Raw genomic sequence first — 18,118 nt, 5'->3', positions numbered from 1 at the left:
TCACCCCTCTCTATTTATGACAGATCTGGCAGGCATTGGGAGCACCAGCGAACCGCTCGGGCTCCTGGGCGGCTACCGTGGCGTGACACCGTTCACAGTCCTTCATCTTCATCGTATCCCGACTGTACTTGGTCAAGCGGTTTTCATAGTAGACCGGCAACTCGTTGGAACTGCCCACGTCCGGATGGCAACCGGCGGTGGCGCAGTCATACTCTCTGTGCGCGGCGTGGGAGAAAAAGACATTGTCCGGTTGGTACTGATAAACCAGCCACGGAACCTCAATCCCCTTTTCGTAGTACTCTTCCACGAATTTGATTTCATCCGGGTGATCTCCCAAGGGGAAAGAGTGACATTCACCGCATTTGGCGTTGCCGGGCAAGCCCGAAAAGGAACCGTCACGCCGAAATGAGTGACAGTCGTCACAGCTCATTCCATACAGTTCAATGTGGTTTTGGTGTGTAAAAACAAGTGGCTGAGTCTTCTTACTGTATAACAGCTGCGGAACTCCCCACCACCCGAAGGCCAACGCGGCCACAAACCCCAACAGGAACGGCAGAACTACTCCGCCCGCACTCGTTCCCCCTTTCTTTTCTTCCATCATGTTGCCTCACATGCTGTAGTGTTGATGATGAAAAGAGCCTCAGGTTTCCCTACCTGGATCCAAATTTTCGGCACCCTATGCAAGAGAGCAAAGCCCTGTCAAGCGTAAATGAAAAAATTCACGAAGCACGGGTGCAAGTTAAGGTAAATAAAAAAAGCAGGTTGCCTGACTAACGAACAGTTCAGACAACCCTTTCCGCCTCACTCGGGATTTTGAGGCCGACTCCGACCGTAAACATCGTCGAACCGGACGATGTCGTCCTCCTCCAGATAGGGACCGCTCTGAATCTCGATGATCTCCACCGGAACCCGGCCCGGATTGGAGAGTCGGTGCATGGCGGTCTTGGGAATGTCCACGGACTGATTCTCCGCGACCAGCGTTTCCCTGTCCCCCACCTGGACCAGTGCCGTGCCCTTGATCACCACCCAGTGTTCGCTGCGGTGGTGGTGCATCTGCAAGCTCAATCGCGCCCCTGGATGGACCATGATCCGCTTGATCTTGTAGAATTGGCCCTCTTCCAGAACCGTGTAACTGCCCCAGGGCCGACGCACGGTGACATGAGCCTCGACCAGGGTGGACTTCTCGGCCTTCAGCCGGTTGACCACGTCCTTGACCCGCTGGACCTGATCCAGGGGGCAAACCAGGGTGGCATCCCTGGTCTGAACAACGGCCACCCCTTCCAAACCCACGGCGGCCAGTTTGCCGCCCGAGGAGAACAAGAGGCTGTCCCGACAATCCAGGGCCAGCACATCGCCCTTGACCACGCAATGGTCCACGGCGTCGTGTGCGCCCATCCGGAACATGGCTTCCCAGCTTCCAAGATCGTCCCAGGTAAATCCCGCTTCCACCATCGCCAACCGCCGGGCATGCTCCATGATCCCATAGTCCACGGAAATGTCGGGAATGTCACCGTATCCGCCAACCAATCCACATTCTTCCCGCTCCTGCCACCACTGCCAAAGCCGAGGCTGAAACTCCTCCACGGCACTCAGGAACGCCGCGGAAGGAACAATGAACATCCCGCTGTTCCAGGAGTGGGTGCCGGCGCTGACGAACTCTCGTGCCGCTTCCAGCGGCGGCTTCTCCACGAAGCCCGCCACCTTGTACGCGCCCGGCGCCAGTTCCTCGGCCTTGGCGATGTACCCGTAGCCGGTCTCCGGCTTGGTGGGCGGAATGCCGAAGGTCACGAACCAGTCCTGATCCGCCAGGGCCAGGGCCTGTCCCCAATCGGCCTCGAACCTGGCCTGATCGCCGATCATGTGATCCGAAGGGAAAACGCCCACCAGAGCCTGCCCGTGCTCCGGATCCTGAGCCGCGACGATCTTGTCCAGACCGAGCAGGATCGCCGGAAGCGTGTTTCGGGCCAGGGGCTCCTTGAGCACCTGATCCTTCAGACCCGGGTGCACTTCAGCCAACTGCGAGCAAACCTCGAAAAAATGTTCCTCGTTGGTCACGGTGACGATCCGCTCAGCGGGCAGTCGCCCCAACAAGCGCTCGGCGGTCTGTTGCAGCAAGGTTTTATCCCCGTTCAAGGCCAACAGTTGTTTGGGCAGCAGGGATCGGGACATGGGCCACAGCCGGGTGCCGGACCCGCCGGCCAGCACGATGGCCCAGGCATTCCCCCAAATCTTGGAATCCACTTCCGCTTTTTTCATCAAAAAAAGACTCCTTGCGATATCCATTCAGGCCAGGCCCTTGCGTCGATACGACCCAGGGCTCCTTGTTCCATAATGCACGAACGCGCACGGCACGTCCTTACCCTGCTCAAGGCATCCCTGCAACCATTACTCCGGAGAAAGGCGGGACCTGCTCCAATCTCGCCGTTCACATGCACCGAGATCAAGTCGAAATCGCAATCAAAATCGTGACCCAAAATCCTTTTCCGACACGCATTACAACGCCATCCATTCAGTAGGGGCACCCCCCGTGATTGCCCTTTCAAGGTGAATTCCCAAGGTCGCGAATCAGAAAGGACAGGCACGGGGACCCGCCCCTACAAGATCCGGGGCCTGGGCGCGCACCAGAATCAGACAGGACAGGCTGTTCGCGGGCGGACACGACGGCTTTGACCTGTGCATCTGGATTCTGTAGATTTCTTATCCATCTTGGACGAGCCCTTGCTCCTCGGATCGATTCCGGCCGCGAAAGCGAGACTCGCCGCCTTACCGCCCAACTTCAGGAGGAACCCCACATGTTGACCCCGACAATCGAGCAGGCCCTGAACGAGCAAGTCAACGCCGAACTGTACTCGGCCTATCTCTACCTGGCCATGGCCGCGTATTTCAGCGACCGCGACCTGGAAGGCTTCTCCCACTGGATGAACATGCAGTCCCAGGAAGAGCTTGGTCATGCCCTGAAATTCTACGCATTCATCAACGAACGGGGCGGGAAAAACACTCTGAAAGCCATCGAGGCCCCGCCTTCGTCCTGGGATTCTCCGACGTCCGTGTTCGAGGCCGTGCTGGAACATGAGCAAAAGGTCACCGCCATGATCAACAACCTGGTGGACCTGGCCATTGCGGAGAAAGACCATGCCACGAACATCTTCTTGCAGTGGTTCGTCACCGAGCAGGTGGAAGAGGAAGCCAGCGTGAACGCCGTGCTGCAAAAACTGAAACTCCTAGGCAAGGACGGCGGCGGCCTGTTCATGATCGACCGGGAACTGGCCGGCAGGGCCTCTGCTTGCCCCTGCTCCCAGCCGACCGCCTGACCACCTTTTTCCGCTTCACGACGCATCCGTCATGACACGCAGCCCTGTCCCGGCGCACGCCGTGCGCCGGGACAAGGCTCTTTTCGAATTCCAGACCGCGCACATGCGGCCAACCTTTCACCCCGGAGTCGTTCATGCGCCTATCCAAAAACATCCTGATCGCCGGGGAAGCCGGGCAGGGCTTGGCCACTGTGGGCATGCTTCTGGCCAAGGCCCTGGCCAGATCAGGCTATGAAATTTTCGTCACCCAGGGGTACGAATCCCGCATTCGCGGCGGACACAACACCTTTACCATACGCACCGGCCTTGGCCCGATCCGGGCCGGAATTCGGGAAGTGGATATCCTGATCGCCCTGAACCGGGAAAGCATTTCCTTGCATCGCGAGGAGCTGACCGAAAACGCCCTGGTCCTCATGGACGCGGAACACGACGACCAGGCCGCGACGAGGGACGCGGATCAGGAAGACAAAAGTGACCGCGCCCTGCGCGTTCCCTTCGCTGAGTTGGCCCCCAGCAAAGTCTTCCACAACATCGTGGCCTTGGAAGTCGCGGCCCGGCTCCTTGGGCTGCCTGAAAACGCGACCACCGACTTGGTTCGGGAAACTTTCGCCCCAAAAAAGGCCGACGTGGTGGAGAAAAATCTGAACGTCCTTCACGCCGCGGCGGCGTGGACCGCCGAACAGTCCGCGGCCTTTCAGCCCCTCCCCGAACCTCCGAAGCCGACTAGGCGCATGGTCTTGAACGGCAGCCAGGCCGTGGCTTTGGGGGCCTTGGTCGGCGGCACGCGTTTCTGCGCCTTTTATCCCATGACCCCGGCCACGGGCGTGGCTCTGACCCTGAGCGCCGCGGCCAAGGACTTCGGGCTGGTTGTGGAGCAGGCCGAGGACGAGATCGCGGCGGTGAACATGGCCCTTGGCGCATCCTATACCGGAGCGCCGGCCATCGTGCCCACCTCCGGCGGCGGATTCGCCCTGATGACCGAGGGGATCAGCCTGGCCGGGATGACCGAAACGCCCCTGGTGCTTGTTCTGGGCCAACGCCCCGGACCGGCCACCGGCCTGCCCACACGGACCGAGCAGGGTGACCTGAACCTGGCCCTGTACGCCGGCCACGGAGAATTTCCCCGAGCCATCCTTACTCCGGGCAGCGTCGAGGAGTGCTTCCGCCTGACTCACGCCGCCGTGGACTTGGCCGAACGCTCCCAAGGTCCGGTGATCGTCATGACCGACCAATACCTGGCCGACACCATCCAGGCCGTCCCGCCCTTTGACCTGGACATGCTCGCCGAGCCGCTCCGCCCGGCCCAAACCCGCGACGATCCACATGACTACAAGCGCTACGCCTTCACCGACGACGGCGTCTCCCCCAGGCTGACGCCCGGCACGGGGGAGCACCTGGTGGTCCTGGATAGCGACGAGCATACCGAGGACGGGCATATCACCGAGGATCTGGCCATCCGAAAGCGCATGGTCGACAAGCGGCTGGCCAAGGAGCGAAAGCTGCGGGAAAGCGCCCTTGCCCCGAGCTATATCGGGGACGAGCAGAGCGACCTGCTGCTGATTTGTTGGGGCTCGACCCTGGGGCCGGCGGACGAAGCCGCGGAAATCCTGCGCAAGGAAGGCCGCAACGTGGGACTGCTCCACTTCCGCCAGGTTTGGCCCCTGCGGCCGGAACAGTTTCTGGAAAGGTTGCGGCAAGCCCGGGAAACCGTCTGCGTCGAGGGCAACGCCACGGGGCAGTTTGCCGGACTGCTGCGCAAGGAGGCCGGATTCAGCGTCTCTCGCTCCATCCTGCGCTACGACGGACTACCCTTCACCGCGGCGGACATTTTACGCGATTTGGATATCGAAACCGGCCGGGTCCGGGAATCCCACGAGACCACGGAGAGGTGACCCACATGACGACAATCGAAGATTTCGGAGAGTTTGAGACGGCGTGGTGCCCTGGATGCGGAAACTTCTCCATCCTCAAGGCCCTCAAGAAGGCTCTGGCCGACAGCGGCCTGGCCCCCCACCAAGTGCTGATGGTCTCCGGCATCGGCCAAGCCGCCAAGACGCCGCACTATCTGCGCTGCAACGTCTTCAACGGACTGCACGGGCGGGCCCTGCCCGCGGCCACCGGGGCCAAACTGGCCAACCCCGGACTGCACGTCTTCGTGGAAAGCGGGGACGGATGCTCCTACGGCGAGGGCGGCAACCATTTCCTGGCCGCGCTGCGGCGCAACGTGGACATCACCATGCTGGTCCACGACAATCAAATCTACGGCCTGACCAAAGGCCAGGCCAGCCCCACCACCTTGCACGGCCAAGCCACCAAGGCCCAGCCCCAGGGCGCGCCTTCCCAGGCCTTCAACCCCGTGGCCGTGGCCGTGGCCATGCAGGCCGGATTCGTGGCACGGGGCTTCGCCGGAAAGCCGGACCACTTGGCCGACCTGATCCGCCAGGCCCACGCCTTTCCCGGCTTCGCCCTGGTGGACGTCCTCCAGCCCTGCGTCTCCTTCAACAAGGTGAACACCTTTGCCTGGTACAAGGAACGCGTCTGGGACATCCCGGAAGATCACGACCCCGCGGACTGGAACCAGGCCATGACCCTGGCCCGCCAGTTCGGCGACCGCATCCCCATCGGCGTGATCTACCGCAACCCGGATCGCCCGACGTTTGAGTCCCACTTTCCCGTCCTCCAGGAGGGGCCCCTCTTCGGGCGCAACCCTGACAGGGCCAAGCTGACGCGGTTGATGGAGAGCTATATGTAATGCGGGAGGTTCATGGTTCAGGAGTGCAGCGGCTCAACGAAAGGCGGAGCGAGTGAAATTTCACCCAAGGCGAACTCTACGTCGCCGGAGAGTTGACGATCCAAGGCCCCTTGACGATAACTCAACCCAACAGTCCGACGCCCGTAACGCGGTCGCGGAGAAAAGAAAGCCTCGTCAAAACCGAGGGCTGAATCGTGCCGTCAAAGGGATCAGGAAGCTCTTCGGGGGACCGAAGAGCGGGGGGAGCGGTTTCCGGGCCGTCCGGCCGCAGTGATCTGCGATCCACGGGCAGGAAGTAGTCCAGGGAGGCCAGCAAGGCGCCGTCGGTGCTGCGCAGGATCATGGCCGTGACGTAGACCCGGCCGTAGACCACTGAGTAGGTGCCGGTGAGCACGGCGAAGGCGTTGATGTCCCGGTTGATCTTGTCCAGTTCACGGGACAACGCGAACTCTCCTTGGCCCTTGCGCACCAGCAAGGACTGGGTGCGCAGGCGCACGTCCACCATGTGCATGCCGTGCTGAGCGAATCGGGAGCCGATCTGCTGGGGGATGATCCGACCCAAATGGCTGGTCCGGTCCAGGTCGTCCAGCATGACGAAGGAGGACATCAGCAGGGGCATTTCACAGACTTCCGGTTTGCACAGGGCCTCGAACAGTGTGTCCGCAACGGTGTAATGCACCGTGATCAGTTCCGTCGCGGGTTGATGCACGATATTTGATGGTCGGGAGCACCCGGCCGACCAGAACACGACCAGCCAGAGCACGGTTAGCCAAAATATTGCTATGCCGCGTCGCCTTGATCCATGGAACATGTTTCTATTCATGACTACTTTTCTCCATCACTTCCGCGCCGCAACCGACACGCCCTTTCCCTAAAGAAAACCGGGCGACCGCCGATAAGAAGAGCAAGTGGATCAATCTGCCCGATCGGCAATCTTCCCGAGGTTGTTCGGAATGCAAATTTTACCCGTTCTCCGGGTTCATCCCTGTTATAAGCAAATTTCGATCCAAACCCACGTATCGCCCGTCCGAGCCTCCGGTGCTTCGATACGTTGAACGTAACCAAAAGGAACGTCGTCACATGCGGACAATATTACTTGGACTTTTCCTCGGGTTCGTCCTCTTGTCGGGACCAGGGTGCGCGAAGCCGCAACCAGTGGAGATGGACTACATCCCTTTGCCGGTCTTGTCCCAAGTTCCGGTTCCCACGGCCTACCCCCTGAAGACTCAGCCCAAAATGCAGGCCGTACATCACTGGGAGATTCTGGCTGAGGACGTGGCCATCCGGGTCCACGGAGCCCTGGAACGCCGTGTTCTTGAGCGTCAGTTTCCCGTCCACGTAGCCCCGTCCGGCACGACCCCCTTCGCCAAGTCCTTTCACGCCCTGCTGATCACCAAGCTGGTGGAGCGAAACATCGCCGTGTCCAGCGGCTTCACCAACGCCATGGTCCTGAGTTTCGACATCGAAACCATCCGCCACGGCCACCGGACCCTGCATACGGGCCCGGGCGTTTATAAAGCCTTGGCTCCTGGCGTCTTCGTCCAACGATCCTCCCTGCTCACCCCGGACGGCCATGGCGCGCTAGTTAACCAGACCATGCTGGAAGCCGCCGAGGTCAACGTGGAGTCCGGGGCATATACCCACGATTTGCCCCGAATGGAGATCCTGATCACATCGTCTCTGGTCTTTGAGGAACATTTCCTGATGCGGGACTCCTCCATCTACTACATTAACGACTCGGAATGGTGGCACTACAAGCAGCACGCCCTGCCCAGCCAACCGGCGACGGTCAACTATCAGCTCGTGGACCGCTAGGGAGACGCAATCATGCTCAGAAACCTTATAGTTGCTCTTCTCGTCGGCGCGCCCCTGGCCCTGGCCCAGACCGTAACGGCCGCCCATCCGTATTACGGTTCCGGATCCCACGCACATGTCCAGGGATTCCAGGGCCTAGCCTACGCCCTGGCCGACGGGCTGGAACACAACCTAGTCCAGTACGTGGACCGGACTCGGCCGATCCTGTTCACCAGCTTCGTGGATCTGGACGACCTGAACACGTCCAGCACCTTTGGACGGCTACTGGGCGAACAAGTCGCCTCCAGGATATCCCAACAAGGATACCGGGTGGTTGAACTCAAACTGCGCCAGGGCTCCATGGTCTTCAGCCAGGAGGCCGGAGAGTTGATCCTCTCCCGTGACCTGCGCGACGTGCGGACCAACCACGACACCCAGGCCGTACTGGTGGGAACGTATGTCATGACCGACAATGCCGTAATCGTCTCCGCCAAGCTGCTCAGCACCCTGGACGGAGCCGTTCTGTCAACCCGGGACGTTACCCTACGTAAAACAAAAGAAATCCAAGAGCTGGTGACCAGGAACACCGTCACCTTTCAGCCCACGCACGCCCAGCCATCCAAGGCGCAACCGGAACGTGAAGCCGTGCCCGAGGGCCCCCTGGCTCGCGGGACCATCCTCCTTGACCCCAAGAACTCCCTGGCCGCGCGGCTAATCCAGGCCCGACTGGCGGAACTGAACTACTACACCGACCGGGTCGACGGCATCTGGGGGAGGAACTCCCGGGCCGCGTTGAACCGCTTCAAATCCAATCGTCAACTCGCTTCGCCAACGACATGGGACCTTTCGGCACAACGGGAGCTGTTCAAGGAAACTGGCCAATGACCTCCGGACACCTCTCATGGAGCCCCCCTCATCCTGCTACCAAACCGGTTACGAAACACTTCCGAGCGGGGACCCGGCGATGATCAGCGCCGCATCGTTCACTCCGGGCAAGGCCGCACCATAATTCCAACCGATGCACTCTGAAACAGTGCCGTGCCCCTTGGCACGTCGAATAAGGATACGGCGGCTTCATCGGCACATGAGTCAGAGTGTCGAACCGTGCGCAATTCCCTGAAAACACTTCTTGCAAGTGGCCATGAACGTGATTAGCTCTATTCATGTTCATGGCCAATTGTCGTTCTCGGCCACGTCTTCTTCTCGTGTTGTCCGGACACTGTTCTTCGAACCAAAGACTTTGACTCAGGAGTTCCCATGCGTCCTCTGACATCTCTTACGAACTTGTTTTCCCTAAGCAGCCTCTTCGCCTTGCTCCCCCCCCCCAGCCGGATAGCCTTGATCGTCCCGCTTTTCGTCCTCGGCCTTATCCTTCCGGCCCATACCCAAACCGAACCTTTTGCCGTCGGGAATCACCTTCCAACTTTTTCCATGACCGTACCGGAGTCTTCAGCGCACCGGAGCTACTTAGGACTGTCGGCGGAAGCGTCCCAGTTCACTCTGGCCGATGTGGACGCCCCGGCGCTACTGATCCAGATCTTCAGCATGTACTGCCCGATCTGTCAGCGCGAAGCACCTGAGGTGAACGCGCTGTACGTCGCCCTGCACCGCGAGGGTTTGGCGGACTCGATCAAGATTTTGGGCCTTGGCGCGGGCAATTCGGATCTTGAAGTCCAGGTATTTCAAGAGCGTTACGACGTCCCGTTCCCCCTGGTCTCCGACCCGGACTACGTCCTGCACAAAGCCTTCGGCGGAGTGGGAACTCCCTATTTCGTCCTGGTCCAGTCCTCCGACTCGGCTGAGGATGGCCACGTTGTTCGACTCTCGCACCTCGGAGCGTTCGATTCCGTGAAAGACTTCCTGGAAGCTCTGATCAAAGCCAAACACTAGGAGGTGCCATGCGCACCGCTCCTGCCGGATACACGACAAGAATGACGTTGCTTCTGGGGCTCCTCTGGATGCTCCTCATCGCGGGGAGTGCCCTGGCGGGTACGCCTGAAGGAGTCATGGGCAAAGTTTTCCAGAGCCCAAAACTCAAACCCATCGACAGTGAGTTGAAGGTACGGGTCGACGATCCGGCTCCCGACTTTTCCCTGCCCGCGGTAAACGGTGATACCATCACCTTGAGCGACTATCGTGGCAATAAAAACGTCATGTTGTCCTTCGTTCCCGCGGCCTGGACCCCGGTCTGTTCCGACCAGTGGCCCGGATACAACATTCTTCAAGACATCTTCGACCGGCATGAGACCATCATCCTGGGCATCACCGTGGACAACATTCCGACGCTCCACTCCTGGCTTCAAGCCATGGGCGGACTATGGTTCCCGATGCTCTCCGACTTCTGGCCCCACGGTAGAGTCGCCGACGCTTACGGCCTGCTGCGCGGCGACGGAACCACGGAACGGGCCCTGGTCTTCATCGACAAACAGGGTCTGATCCGTTTTCTGCACGTGGAGGACATCAACATCCGCCCTCCCCTGGAGATCGTCATGCAAGGCCTTCAAAACCTCACGGATTGATCTCGCTACCTCCAGCCGTTTTTCTCCCTTTTCTTCCATCAGCGTTTCCGGGCACGGGCCGAGACGGGCTCACGCCCGCTCTATCCCGTGCCCGTCCACGTTGACTTGGACGCGAAAATTTGTTTTCAAACCGGGGTTCAAGGTTTCTATTCCCGGCTTGTCGCCGACACGAAAGATTTTTGGGAGCACTGAGGCACCGGATTGAGAATCGACCCGAAACGCAATCGAGAGCGGATGGTCCGTGAACAAATCGAGTCACGAGGCATTACGGACCCGGCGGTACTCTCCGCCATGCGCAAGGTCCCCCGCCATCTGTTCGTGGAAGAGGCCCTGCACTCTCAGGCGTACGAGGATCATCCCCTGCCCATCGGCTACGGCCAGACCATCTCCCAGCCGTTCATCGTGGCCCTGATGACTGCCGTGCTCAACGTCCAGCCGGGAATGCGGGTTTTGGAAATCGGAACCGGCTCCGGCTATCAGGCGGCGATCCTCGCGGAAATGCGAGCCGAGGTCTATTCCGTGGAACGCGTCCAGCCCCTCTATTCCGCGGCTCTGACCCGCCTGAACAAAATGCGCTATTTCAACGTCCACCTGAAACTGGACGACGGCACCATGGGCTGGCCGAAGGAAAGTCCGTTTCAACGAATCATGGTCACCGCCGGTGGGCCCGACGTCCCTCCGCCCCTCTTGGAACAGTTGGACGAATCCGGCATTCTGATCATCCCCGTGGGTGCCAGGCAACGCAGTCAGGAACTCATCCGTTTCGTCAAGAAAGAAGGCAAGATCATGAAAGCGAACCTTGGGGCCGTCATGTTCGTCGACTTGGTCGGCGCCCATGGTTGGTGATCAATTCAACTCCACTCACAGTTCCCAACCAGCTAAGCTGGTCCCGCGAACCTCATCGGTCCGGCCCTCCGGCTCCAGCACTCCTTAACATTGACTCTCAAAAGACGATCCCCATGACCAACGCTTCAAGCACATCACCCGACGCATCCTGCTCCACCTGCCCGTCGCGCAAAAAGGGCGAACACGGTGAACGTTCCGCCGCCAATAGGGTGCAGGACCAACTGATCAAATCCACCCTGGACAACATCCGCTTCAAGCTCTTCGTGATGAGCGGCAAGGGCGGGGTCGGGAAAAGCTCCATCGCCGTGAACCTGGCCGCGGCCCTGGCCTTGAAGGGACACCGGGTGGGGCTGCTGGACGTGGACATCCACGGCCCCAGCGTCCCGCACCTTCTGGGGCTGTCCGGAACCCTGGAGCAATCGCGGGGTTCGCTGATCGCGCCGAAACAATATGGAGACCGCCTTTTCGTGGTGTCCATGGAATCGCTGCTCCAAGACCCGGATCAGGCCGTGCTCTGGCGCGGCCCCATGAAAACCGCGGCCATCCGCCAGTTCATCGCCGACGTGGACTGGGGCCGTCTGGACTATCTGGTGGTGGATTCTCCCCCCGGAACCGGGGACGAGCCCATGACCGTGCTCAAGACCATTCCCGAGGCTCTGAGCATCGTGGTCACCACGCCCCAGGAAATCTCCCTGGCCGACGTGCGCAAGGCCATCAACTTCCTGCAGTACGCCCATGCCAACATTCTCGGACTGGTGGAAAACATGAGCGGGCTGATCTGCCCGCACTGCTCCGGGCGAATCGAGCTGTTCAAGACCGGCGGAGGAGAGGCCCTGGCCAAAAAGTACGGACTGGAATTTTTGGGCGCCGTCCCCCTGGACCCCGCGGCCGTCGTCGCCGGCGACCTGGGCAAGCCGGTAGTCATGCTCGACGAGGACACCCCGGCCAAGCGCGCCCTCTTGCAACTGGCGGACACGGTTATCCGCACATCTGAAAACAGCCTGGAGGCCACCGCCGGTGGACCGCCGCAGTAGCCGCTCTCCGGTAAACGCCCCCAGACCATGACGAGGTCGAACATGCTGACCAAGCAGCGTCGTATTTTCTCCCTTTTCGGAGCCGTTGCCGGCATTTCCGTGCTGCTGTTGCTCTGGACCGGATTATGTGCCGCGGGCACAATCTTTTTCTACAAAGACGAACACGGGGTCATGCATTTCACGGACACCCCTACCTCTTCCAAGTTTCGCCCGTTTCAGTCCCTGCGTTCCCGCATGGGCAGCAGCGCGGACCGGGCCTCCATTACCCGCTACGTGGAGCAGTACAGCCAGAGGTACGGACTTGATCCACATCTGGTCATGGCCGTGATCGAGGTTGAATCCGGCTTCAACCATCAGGCTGTCTCCCGGGCCGGGGCCCAAGGCCTGATGCAGATCATGCCGGCCACTCAGCAAGACCTGGGGTTGACCGCGCCCTTCGACCCAGCGGAAAACATCGAAGCCGGCATCCGCTACCTGAAGATGCTCATGGACCGCTTCCCGGACCTCTCCCTGGCCCTGGCCGCCTATAACGCCGGACCGGCCAACGTGGAACGCTACAACGGCATCCCCCCGTTCCGGGAAACCCAGGACTACGTCCGCAAGGTCACGGCCAACTACGACCGGCGACGAGCGGCACGGAACTAGTCATGCTCAATCTCGCCAACCAGGTCACCCTGGCCCGCATCCTGGCTGTCCCCGTGTTGATTCTGCTGCTGTATTTTCCGAGCAAGCCGGTCAATGCCGTCGCCATGGTCGTGTTCATTCTCGTGGCCCTGACCGACTTGGCCGACGGCTTCATCGCCCGCCGCTGGCAAATGGTCTCCAATCTGGGCAAATTTCTCGACCCTTTGGCCGACAAGCTCCTGATCAGTTCCGTCTTGATCATGCTCGTGTTCCACGGCTGGGTCCAAGCCTGGATGGCCATAGTGATCATCGCCCGTGAGCTGACCGTAACCGGTCTTAGGGCCATCGCCGCGGATCAGGGCCATGTCCTGGCCGCGGACAGCTTCGGCAAACTCAAAGCGGTGATCCAGGTGGTGGCCTTGTGTCCGCTGATCCTCCACTATACATGGTGGGGGTTCGACCCCCAACCTCTCGGCGCGGGGCTGCTGGCCATCGCCCTGATCCTGACCGTCTTTTCCGGCGCAAAGTACGTGATCCACTTCTTTCGCCAAGTGAATCGGGACGACGCGGCCTAGACGGAAGAACCTCGCCCTCGACCTCTTGCCAAGGACCCCCTTATGGCCCAGATAGACGCATTTTTTCGGATGATGCACGAACTCGGAGCGTCGGACCTGCACCTCTCCTCCGGCTCCCAACCCATCATCCGCCTGCACGGTGAATTGCAGCGCATCAAGTACAAAGTCCTGGAGCATGAAGAACTCAAGAAAATGCTCTACGAGATCACGCCGGAGCAAAAGGTCAAGAACTTTGAGGAGAGCGGGGACGTGGACTTTTCCTACGAAATCCCCACCCTGGCCCGCTACCGGGTCAATTTTTTTCAACAGCGCCGGGGCTGCGCCGCGGTGTTTCGCGAAATCCCGCAAAAAATCCTGAGCATCGACGACCTGAAACTGCCTCCGTTGTTCAAGAGCCTGGCCATGCTTCCTAAAGGACTGGTCCTGGTCACCGGGCCCACGGGCAGCGGAAAATCTACGACCCTGGCGGCCATCGTGGACTACGCCAACCGGAACCGCAAGGACCACATCCTGACCATCGAGGACCCCATCGAATTCGTACATGAGCCGGTCAGCTGCCTGATCAACCAACGCGAAGTCTCCAGGGATACCTTGAGTTTCAAGTCCGCGCTACGCGGGGCTCTGCGCGAAGACCCGGACATCATCATGGTGGGCGAAATGCGCGACCTGGAAACCATCGAACTGGCCATCGAGGCCGCGGAAACTGGCCACTTGGTGTTTTCCACCCTGCACACCATCTCCGCGTCCAAAACCGTCGACCGGATTATCGAGGTTTTTCCCGGAGACGTTCAGGGCCAGATCCGCTCCGGTCTCTCCGAATCCCTGCGGGCGGTCATTTCCCAGAACCTGTTCAAACGCATCGACCGTCCGGGTCGATGCGCGGCCCTGGAGATACTGGTAGGCGTTCCGGCGGTACGCAATCTGATCCGCGAGAACAAAACGTTCCAGATCAACTCCGTAATCGAGACCGGACGCAAGTACGGCATGCAATCCCTGGACGACGCCATCCTCAAACTCCTTCAGGAAGGGGCCATCTCCCCAACGGACGCCTACAACAAGGCCGTTTCCAAATCCAAATTCCGGGATTTCCTCACCGAGGCCCCCCAGGATTTCACCGAGGTCTGATCCATGCACCGCAGCCAATTGGACGCCACCATCGCCGAGGTGCTGACCAAGGCCCCGGACACCTCGGACATCCTGTTCACCGTGGGCAAGCCCATCCAGGCCGAGGTTCACGGCAGACTGACCGACGTACCCACGGTCCTGCTCCCCGGCGCCCTGGTCCCGTTCCAGGTCGAGTCCGTAGGGTTTTGTATGATACTCAACAAGCACTCCGGCAGCCTGCGTCTGTTTCTGGATCTTCAAGAGCAGGGCTCCTGCGACCTTTCCTACGACCTTCCGGGCTTTTGCCGCTTCCGGGTGAACATTTTTTTTCAACAGGGCTCGGCCTCCATCGTGATGCGCAAAATGCCCAGCACGATCCCCACGCTCAAGGATCTTAATCTTCCTCCACTCTTCGACCGGATGGCCGACGAAAAATACGGTTTGATCCTGCTCACCGGCGGAACCGGGACCGGAAAGTCCACCACCCTGGCCGCGCTGATCGACGCCATCAACGAGCGCCACTCCAAGCACATCCTGACCCTGGAAGACCCGGTGGAGTTCGTGCATCACCACAAGCGCGGCACGGTCAACCAACGGGAAATGGGCACGGACTTCGATCGTTTTTCCTCCGGCCTGCGCGCGGCCCTGCGCCAAGCTCCCAAGGTAATCCTGGTGGGTGAAATCCGAGACCGGGAAACCATTGAAATCGCCCTGCAGGCCTCGGAAACAGGCCACCTGGTTCTGGGCACCCTGCATACCAGCGACACGGGCCAGACCATAAACCGGATCATCGGCATGTTCGAACTGGCCGAAGAACGCCTAATCCGCCAACGCCTGTCCCAGGCTTTGAAGTACGTCGTCTCCCAACGCCTGATGCCCCGCATCGGTGGTGGACGTGTTGCGGCCCTGGAAGTGCTGACCAACACGCTGCGGATCAAGGAGTTGGTCATCAACGGCGAATCCGGCGAAAAGACCTTCTACAACGTGGTCGAGTCCGGCGATGCTTACGGCATGTTCACCTTTGACCAACACCTGGCTCGGCTGTATTCCGAAGAAGCCGTCACCGAGGAGACGGCCATGAACACGGCTTCGGACCGCTCCCGCCTGGGCCAGACCATCAACCGGATCAAGACGCTGCGCGGGGAAAAAGTGACGAACATCGAGGGGTTGGAGCTGGATACGAACTACGACCAACGCAACTCCGATCTTTAAGACCGTGATATCCAGCACCGAAACAGGAATTTTCCGCATGCGCCTAAACTGCCCGCACTGTGATCGACAACTCTCCGTGGCCGACGATAAAATCCCGTCCGGCCAACGCTTTAAATTGGTCTGTCCGCAATGCAACAAACCGTTCACCGTGGAGCCTGACTCCGTTGGCACAACTTCCGATACAAACACCCCGCCCTCTGTGCCTCCGTCGGCTCCAACAGCGGATGAGACGGACTTCTACCCTCCGGGAGCAAAAATCGCCTTTGCTTTCGTGCGCGATCCGGAGTGGAACGCCGCCCTGACCTCCAGCCTGGGCGAGCAGGGATACCACTTGGCCGTTCCCGGCGACACGGCGGAAGCGATCCGAAAAATCGACGCCGCGGCCTATGAACTCGTGTTCATCGACCATGCCCCGCATGGAGCCGAGGTGCTCCAGCGCGTCCACGGCTGGCCGGGGGGCCAGCGTCGAGGGGTGAACGTCGTCCTGATCGGCGGCGAGGCCAAAAGCCTTCATCCCGACGCCTCTTTCCGCAACGGCGTGAATTGGTACCTGCACCAAAACGACGTCGCCGACGTTCCCCGGCTTGTGCGGACCGTCATTGACGGGTACGAGGAAACCAGCAAAATGTGGCGTCTGGCCGCTGAAGAGGCAAGCAAACCCAAGAACTGACGTTCACGACGGACATGGAATCACGAAGAAAAGCACGCTTGTTGAATTGCTTGGAAACCATCCTGGAAATGGAGTCCCAATTGCGCTCTCTGCGCGAGGCCGAAACGTTAGTGATGGAACTCTCGTCTCTGCGATCCCTGATCCACGGTCTCAAAATCGAGCGGACCCCGGTGGACGAAGCGGATATTGAGCGGATTGAGCTGGCCACGACGATTTTTTTACAGGAGTTGGAAGTGCAGTTCCAGTACCTGGAAACCAGACCCCACGCCGACCGGCTGCTCCAATAGTTTTTTCGGTCTGGATGTCCCCCTCGACTTACCAAGAAGCAAACACGCCATGAAATGGACCCGCCTGCTCTTTTCTTTTCTCCTGCTGTTGAGCGGCTTTTTGGCCTGGACGCTCCTGATCCATGATCAGGGCTGGAAATCCTACATGGAGCTGCGGGACCGCCGAGATGCGCTGGTCGAGCAAATCGCCGCCGTAGACGAGGTCAATCTGGATCTGAGCCGCGAAATCCGTCGCCTGACCACGGACCACGAGTACGTGGCCAGCGTAATCCGGGTGGAGATGCACTACCTGCGACCCGATGAAATCCTCTATATTCCGCAAAACGAGACGTTCCGGAGATTGCCATGACCGAAAAAATCGCCTGGTTTGAAGAGGTGTTGCGCCTGGAGCCTAATTCCAAGCTGTTTTTCCCCCTGGCCAAGGCATATACGCAGGATCATCGCCACGAGGACGCCGTTGCCGTATTGCGCAAGGGGTTGACCTTTCACCCGGAACACCTGGAAGCCCGCCTCCTTTTAATCGAATGCCTCACCGAATCAGACGCCGCCTCCAAGGACTTGCCTTTTTCCGCCGAAGGAACGCCTGAAGCCGAGGCTCTCTCCTCCCCGGAACTGGAATCGCTCACCAAAGCGTTGATCGAACACCCTTCTTTTTGGAGGCACTGGGGCGCTCGCAGCAGGGCCGAAGGCCGGACCGACCTCGCCGTGACCCTGGACATGCTCGCGTTCCAACTCGGCGGAGCCCGGGTCACCTGGGAGACGCTCCTGGAACAAGGCTTGCGCGCGGTGACCGGTGGACGCGAGGAGTTTCAGGTTCCCGTTCCCCTGGAGCAAGAGGCCCCTGAACCTCCGAAGCCCGAACTTCCGTCGGTGCCCGAGCCTGGGCCGGCTCCGGAGCCGAATCCTACCCCCTCCCACGAACAGGACCCCGAGGCGGAGGCCGAAGCCACCCTTTCCGAAGGCGAGCGACGGTACTACGAGACAAAAACCTATGCCGACCTGCTGGCCAAACAGGGCGAGCACGACGAAGCCCTGGATCTGTACGCAAAGCTGCTCCAAACGTCTCCGGATGACGAACAACGCCAGGAGCTGGAGGCTCGGATCCAAGAACTGCGTGACCGATCCGTCAAGGGCCAAAGAGAGCCGGATTCTCAACAAACCGAGCACGGGGAGCCGGAACCGCGGGCGGAACCGGAGCTTGAGTCTGATTCGGAACTGGAACGAAATACCGAAATGGAGGACGCGTCGGGAGACGCTGAGCATCCCGTTGCGTCCTCCTCCACTGCCCCGTCGCCGACAACCGCGACCACGAAACAAACCCTTAAGAAGCTTGCGGAACGATTGGAATCCCGGGCCGGGATATAGGCTTCTCCAAACCCGTTCCACACTG

General features: G+C 60.2%; 20 protein-coding genes. 17 read left to right on the top strand and 3 right to left on the bottom strand.

The window, feature by feature from the left end; all coding sequences use genetic code 11:
* Window positions 1–10: 10 nt before the first annotated feature.
* Together qrcA and GY33_RS0105140 are read right to left on the bottom strand one after the other, a co-directional pair.
* Window positions 11–598: a menaquinone reductase multiheme cytochrome c subunit QrcA gene (qrcA, locus tag GY33_RS0105145; protein WP_031386312.1), complete on the bottom strand. Its 588-nt coding sequence runs from the start codon at window positions 596–598 to the stop codon at window positions 11–13.
* Between the two features lie 203 nt (window positions 599–801).
* Window positions 802–2,256, bottom strand: a complete 1,455-nt coding sequence (locus GY33_RS0105140; RefSeq protein ID WP_031386311.1) for a mannose-1-phosphate guanylyltransferase/mannose-6-phosphate isomerase — start codon at window positions 2,254–2,256, stop codon at window positions 802–804.
* 536 nt (window positions 2,257–2,792) lie between these two features.
* On the opposite strand from GY33_RS0105140, the gene GY33_RS0105135 reads away from it, so the two are divergent.
* From GY33_RS0105135 to GY33_RS0105125, 3 genes are all read left to right on the top strand, one after another.
* On the top strand, window positions 2,793–3,311 hold the full coding sequence (locus tag GY33_RS0105135) for a ferritin (RefSeq protein ID WP_035271298.1): 519 nt from the start codon (window positions 2,793–2,795) through the stop codon (window positions 3,309–3,311).
* Between the two features lie 134 nt (window positions 3,312–3,445).
* Window positions 3,446–5,203 (top strand): 2-oxoacid:acceptor oxidoreductase subunit alpha, encoded by a 1,758-nt coding sequence (locus GY33_RS0105130; RefSeq protein ID WP_051822304.1) that lies wholly within the window; start codon window positions 3,446–3,448, stop codon window positions 5,201–5,203.
* A 5-nt stretch (window positions 5,204–5,208) separates the two neighbouring features.
* On the top strand, window positions 5,209–6,063 hold the full coding sequence (locus GY33_RS0105125; protein ID WP_031386308.1) for a 2-oxoacid:ferredoxin oxidoreductase subunit beta: 855 nt from the start codon (window positions 5,209–5,211) through the stop codon (window positions 6,061–6,063).
* A 121-nt stretch (window positions 6,064–6,184) separates the two neighbouring features.
* On the opposite strand, the gene GY33_RS0105120 is transcribed toward GY33_RS0105125, so the two are convergent.
* Window positions 6,185–6,886 (bottom strand): FlgO family outer membrane protein, encoded by a 702-nt coding sequence (locus GY33_RS0105120; RefSeq protein ID WP_152555079.1) that lies wholly within the window; start codon window positions 6,884–6,886, stop codon window positions 6,185–6,187.
* A 257-nt stretch (window positions 6,887–7,143) separates the two neighbouring features.
* On the opposite strand from GY33_RS0105120, the gene GY33_RS0105115 reads away from it, so the two are divergent.
* From GY33_RS0105115 to GY33_RS0105050, 14 genes are all read left to right on the top strand, one after another.
* A complete protein-coding gene (locus GY33_RS0105115) occupies window positions 7,144–7,878 on the top strand; it encodes a hypothetical protein (protein WP_152555078.1) in 735 nt (244 codons plus the stop codon).
* A gap of 12 nt (window positions 7,879–7,890) precedes the next feature.
* A complete protein-coding gene (locus GY33_RS19635) occupies window positions 7,891–8,742 on the top strand; it encodes a FlgO family outer membrane protein (RefSeq protein WP_051822303.1) in 852 nt (283 codons plus the stop codon).
* A 372-nt stretch (window positions 8,743–9,114) separates the two neighbouring features.
* The gene (locus tag GY33_RS18990; protein ID WP_051822302.1) at window positions 9,115–9,747 is read left to right on the top strand and encodes a peroxiredoxin family protein; all 633 of its coding nucleotides are present in this window, start codon (window positions 9,115–9,117) and stop codon (window positions 9,745–9,747) included.
* An 8-nt stretch (window positions 9,748–9,755) separates the two neighbouring features.
* On the top strand, window positions 9,756–10,376 hold the full coding sequence (locus GY33_RS0105100) for a peroxiredoxin (protein WP_235185469.1): 621 nt from the start codon (window positions 9,756–9,758) through the stop codon (window positions 10,374–10,376).
* Window positions 10,377–10,577: 201 nt separating this feature from the next.
* The gene (locus tag GY33_RS0105095; RefSeq protein ID WP_031386302.1) at window positions 10,578–11,222 is read left to right on the top strand and encodes a protein-L-isoaspartate(D-aspartate) O-methyltransferase; all 645 of its coding nucleotides are present in this window, start codon (window positions 10,578–10,580) and stop codon (window positions 11,220–11,222) included.
* Window positions 11,223–11,335: 113 nt separating this feature from the next.
* Entirely contained in the window at window positions 11,336–12,256 is a 921-nt protein-coding gene (locus GY33_RS0105090) for an Mrp/NBP35 family ATP-binding protein (protein WP_031386301.1), read from the top strand.
* A 42-nt stretch (window positions 12,257–12,298) separates the two neighbouring features.
* Window positions 12,299–12,901 (top strand): transglycosylase SLT domain-containing protein, encoded by a 603-nt coding sequence (locus GY33_RS0105085; protein ID WP_084184788.1) that lies wholly within the window; start codon window positions 12,299–12,301, stop codon window positions 12,899–12,901.
* Between the two features lie 2 nt (window positions 12,902–12,903).
* The gene (pgsA, locus tag GY33_RS0105080) at window positions 12,904–13,455 is read left to right on the top strand and encodes a CDP-diacylglycerol--glycerol-3-phosphate 3-phosphatidyltransferase (RefSeq protein ID WP_031386299.1); all 552 of its coding nucleotides are present in this window, start codon (window positions 12,904–12,906) and stop codon (window positions 13,453–13,455) included.
* Between the two features lie 42 nt (window positions 13,456–13,497).
* The gene (locus GY33_RS0105075) at window positions 13,498–14,580 is read left to right on the top strand and encodes a type IV pilus twitching motility protein PilT (RefSeq protein WP_031386298.1); all 1,083 of its coding nucleotides are present in this window, start codon (window positions 13,498–13,500) and stop codon (window positions 14,578–14,580) included.
* A 3-nt stretch (window positions 14,581–14,583) separates the two neighbouring features.
* Window positions 14,584–15,771 (top strand): type IV pilus twitching motility protein PilT, encoded by a 1,188-nt coding sequence (locus GY33_RS0105070; protein WP_031386297.1) that lies wholly within the window; start codon window positions 14,584–14,586, stop codon window positions 15,769–15,771.
* 37 nt (window positions 15,772–15,808) lie between these two features.
* Entirely contained in the window at window positions 15,809–16,441 is a 633-nt protein-coding gene (locus tag GY33_RS0105065) for an MJ0042-type zinc finger domain-containing protein (RefSeq protein WP_031386296.1), read from the top strand.
* A 38-nt stretch (window positions 16,442–16,479) separates the two neighbouring features.
* Window positions 16,480–16,728: a hypothetical protein gene (locus GY33_RS0105060; RefSeq protein WP_235185468.1), complete on the top strand. Its 249-nt coding sequence runs from the start codon at window positions 16,480–16,482 to the stop codon at window positions 16,726–16,728.
* Between the two features lie 49 nt (window positions 16,729–16,777).
* Window positions 16,778–17,077, top strand: a complete 300-nt coding sequence (locus GY33_RS0105055) for an FtsB family cell division protein (protein WP_031386294.1) — start codon at window positions 16,778–16,780, stop codon at window positions 17,075–17,077.
* Window positions 17,074–18,093, top strand: coding sequence for a tetratricopeptide repeat protein (locus tag GY33_RS0105050; protein WP_031386293.1), 1,020 nt, complete (start codon window positions 17,074–17,076; stop codon window positions 18,091–18,093). Before GY33_RS0105055 ends, GY33_RS0105050 begins: the two co-directional genes overlap by 4 nt.
* Window positions 18,094–18,118 lie beyond the last annotated feature (25 nt).

The sequence above is a fragment of the Desulfonatronum thiodismutans genome, assembly GCF_000717475.1.
In the GTDB taxonomy this organism is placed as follows: domain Bacteria; phylum Desulfobacterota; class Desulfovibrionia; order Desulfovibrionales; family Desulfonatronaceae; genus Desulfonatronum; species Desulfonatronum thiodismutans.
This window is presented reverse-complemented; position numbering and strand designations above follow the sequence as displayed.